Raw genomic sequence first — 4,172 nt, forward strand, 5'->3', positions numbered from 1 at the left:
GGCCGCGACGACTTGCTCCGCGGCCTGACCGCGCTCGGCGACGGCGCGGAGTCCGCCGCGGTCGTGCGCGGCGCCGCCCGCAAGCTCGGCGGCGTCGCCTTCGTGTTCCCCGGACAGGGCTCGCAGTGGGCCGGCATGGGGCGGCAGTTGTACGACACGTTCCCGGTCTTCGCGCAGTCCCTCGACGCGTGCGCGGCCGCGCTGTCCGAGTGGGTCGACTGGTCGCTGCTCGACGTGGTGCGCGGCGTGGAGGGCGCGCCCGCTCTGGACCGGGTGGACGTCGTCCAGCCGGCCCTGTTCTCCGTGATGGTGTCCATGGCCGCCCTGTGGCGGTCCTGGGGCGTGGAACCGGCAGCGGTGGTGGGCCACAGCCAAGGCGAGATAGCCGCCGCCTACGTATGCGGTGCGCTTTCCTTGAGGGACGCCACCAAGGTCGTGGCGCTGCGCAGCAAGGCCCTGGTGGACCTGATCGGGCACGGCGGGATGGCCTCCGTCGCGGAGTCCGCGGACGTCGTGACGGAACGCCTCGCCCCGTGGAGCGGCCAGGTGAGCGTCGCCGTGGTCAACGGACCCCGTTCCGTGGTGGTGTCCGGGGAGCCCGACGCCCTCGACGAGTTCATCGAGAAGATGCAGGCCGAGGGCGTACAGGCCCGGCGGATCTCGGTCGACTACGCCTCGCACTCCGCGCACGTGACCCGGGTCCGCGACAAGGTCACCGGCTCGCTGTCCGACGTGCGCCCGACCACCTCGGCACTGCCGTTCTGCTCGACGCTGCACGGCGAACTCATCGACACGGCGGAGCTGAACGGCGACTACTGGTACCAGAACCTGCGCGAGAAGGTCCTCTTCGAACCGGCCGTGCGACGGCTCGCCGACGACGGATTCCGGGTGTTCGTCGAGATGAGCCCGCACCCCGTGCTGACCGTGCCGGTGCAGGAGATCGTCGAGGACGTGGACGACGCGCTGGTGCTGTCCTCCTCGCGGCGCGACCGCGACGAGGTGGAGGCCGTGCTCGGCTCGCTGGCCCACCTGCACGTCCGGGGCGGTTCGGTGGACTGGGACGCCCTGTTCGGGGCGCGGCGCCGGGTGGACCTTCCGACGTACGCGTTCCAGCGGCAGCGGTATTGGCTGAACTCCTCGCACACGGCCGCGGCGGCCGAGGTGCCCGCGACGGAGCAGCCCGCCGGCGACGACCACCTCGTCCCGCTGCCGGAGCGGGTCTCGGCCCTGTCCGACGGCGAGGCGAAGGCGCTCGTGCTCGACCACGTCCTCGCGAAGGTCGCCGCCGTACTGGGACACGCCTCCAGCGAGGCCATCGGCCCCGACCAGGACTTCAAGGAGCTGGGATTCGACTCGCTGCTGTCGGTGGAGCTGAGCAAACGCCTGGCCGCGTCGACCGGACTCAAACTGCGGGCCAACCTGGTCCTGCGGCACCCGTCACCGCGACTGATCGCCGACCACGTCACCACGTCCATGACGCGCCGTTCATGACGCGCCGTCCATGAGATGACGTCGAGGACACGGCGTTGCTGACCTGACGCGGGGATGTCCCGCCGGCGGGACACCGCAAGCCCGCCGGACGGCTCGCCCCGCCCGGCACCACCTTGTCTTGAGCGGCTGGGCCGCTGCCCCGAGAGTGGGGGTGATCTGCGAATTCCCCCGATTCCCGGGCCTGTTGCTGAGGGGTTGATCTGTGTGCGTTCGTTCGGCGCGTCGTCTGCGCATAAAGGACTGTGGCTGGCGGAGACGGTGTCTCCCGACACGCTGAACCATGCGCTGACCATGTGGGATGTGGACGGTGAACTGGACGCGGCCGTCATGGAATCCGCGTTCCTGCACGTGATGGACGAGGCGGAGGTGCTGCGCGTCACGTTCGCCGACGACGGCGACGGACTGCGGCTGAGGCCACGGGAGCTGGGGGACTGGCGGCCGTTCTTCCTGGACCTCAGCGCCGCGGCCGACCCGGAGCAGGCGGCGCGCGAAGCGCTGGCCGACGTGGTGCGAAAGCCCTTCGACCTGCAGCGGGACCTGCTCTTCCGGCTGGGCGTGGTGAGGCTCTCGGCGGCCCGCTCCCTCGTGGTGATCGCCTACCACCACCTCATCTCGGACGGGTTCGGCACCGGAGGCCTGCTGTCGCGGCGCCTCGCCGAGGTGTACACGGCGCTGGCACGGGCGCAGGAGATACCGCAGCCGGCGCACCCGTGGGACGCCGAGTCGTTCGCGGCCGAGTCGGCGCAGTACCGCGACTCCCGGAAGTTCACCGAGGACACGGAGTTCTGGCGCGACTACCTGACGGACGCGCCCGCGCCCGCCCAGGTACCGCGCGTCGCCCTGTCCGATGCCCAGCGGGCCGCGCTCTCGCGGCCCATGAGCGGCGCCGACCGCTGGGGCGAGCTGACCGAACCCATCGGCATGGTCAGCCGCACACTGACCGTTCCGCGCGCCGAGGCGGACACGTGGACCGAGACCGCGCAGTCCCTGGGCGTGTGGATGTCCACGCTGTTCACCGCGGCCGCGGCGGTGTTCTTCCGGCACCGCTGCGACCGCCCGGAGTTCCTGCTCTCGCTGGCCGTCGGCAACCGGGTCGGCGTGGCGAGCAGGACGCCCGGACTGGCCGTCAACGTGGTGCCGGTACGCGTGAAGGTGCCGCTCGGCGCGACCTTCACCGAGATCGCCGACGCGATGGTCGACGAGACGTACGAGCTCTTCGGCCACACGGCGTGCCACTACTCGGAGATCCAGCGCGCGAGCGAAACCGTCCTGAGCGATCGCGGCAGTTTCGGCGCCGTCATGAACGTCGTCGAATTCGTGGAGCAGCTCCACTTCGCCGACCACCCGGCGCGCTACCTCGGGGGGACGACCGGCGCCTTCGACGAACTGTCGATCGCCGTCTACAGCGACGGGAGCGCCGACAGCGACCTGTACATCCGGCTCGACGCCCCCGCGAGCCTGTACGACCGCGCCGAACTGTGCTTCATCGGCGCCGAGTTGACCGATCACATCCGCGCCGTGGTGGCCGCCGCCGAGCAGCCGGTCGGTGCGCTGGACGTCCTGAGCGGCGACGAGCGGGACCGGGCGCTGATGGCGCCGAACGACACGGATGCGGCGGTCCCCGGCTCGACGGTGCCGCAGCTGTTCGCCCGCCAGGTCGCGCGGCAGCCCGACGCCGTCGCGCTGGAGTGCGGCGACGCGACGGTCTCGTACCGGGAGTTGGACGAGCGGTCGACCACCCTGGCCCGGGCCCTGCGCCGGCAGCACGTGGGACGCGAGACGGTCGTGGCGGTGACGATGCCGCGCTCCGTGGACCTGGCCGTCGCCCTGCTGGGGGTGGCGAAGGCGGGCGGCGCCTACCTGCCGGTCGACCCGTCGTCCCCGGCGGAACGGATCAGGACGCAGGTCGCCGGTTCCTCGGCGCGCGTCCTCCTCACCGACGCGGCGACGGCCGCGGCGCTCCCCGCGGACCTGACCGTGGCGACGCTCGTCCTCGACGACATCCGGTCCACCGCCGCCACTGCCACCGGCAACAGCGGCGTACGAGACGACCCGCTCCCCCCGCCGCACCAGGACAGCCTCCTGGCCGTGGCATACGGCTCAGGAGCGACCGAAGCGACCGGAGCGACCGAAGCCACCACTGAAGTCGCTCTCACGCACCGGAACATGGCACGGCTCGTCCTGGACCGCTCCTGGCAGGAAGCCGGCTCCGGCACCGTGCTGTGGCACGCACCGCCCACCCCCGATGCGCTCGCCCTCGAAGTGTGGGTGCCGTTGCTGAACGGCGGCCGCGTGGTCGTGGCTCCTGGGGGAGAGCTGGACGTCGACGCGCTGAGCGAGACGCTGGCGGCGCACGAGATCACCGCGGTGTGGCTGCCCGCGACCCGGTTCTGCGCGGTCGCGGCCCATCTGCCCGAATGCCTCACCGGGGTGCGCGAGGTGTGGACCGGCGGCGACCACGTGCCCGCGGCCGCGGTGCGCCGCGTGCGGGACGTCTGCCCCGACCTGACGGTCGTCACTGGCCACGGCCCCGCCGAGGCAACCGGGTTCGCCGCGTCCCACCGCCTCACCGCGGACCGGCCGGCGCAGCGCGAGGGCGAGTGGGGCCGCCCGATGGACCACACCGCCCTCTACGTATTGGGGCCGGGGCTGGCGCCGGTCCCCGTCGGCGTCACCGGCGA

General features: G+C 72.3%; 2 protein-coding genes. Both read left to right on the plus strand.

All coding sequences use genetic code 11. The features are described from left to right. On the plus strand, positions 1-1,491 hold a 1,491-nt coding region (locus tag G3I40_RS11795; RefSeq protein ID WP_164302113.1), incomplete at its 5' end, for an acyltransferase domain-containing protein. A gap of 258 nt (positions 1,492-1,749) precedes the next feature. After that, on the plus strand, positions 1,750-4,172 hold a 2,423-nt coding region (locus tag G3I40_RS11800), incomplete at its 3' end, for an AMP-binding protein (protein WP_343244900.1).

This window comes from Streptomyces sp. SID14478 (genome assembly GCF_010548525.1).
GTDB lineage: Bacteria > Actinomycetota > Actinomycetes > Streptomycetales > Streptomycetaceae > Streptomyces.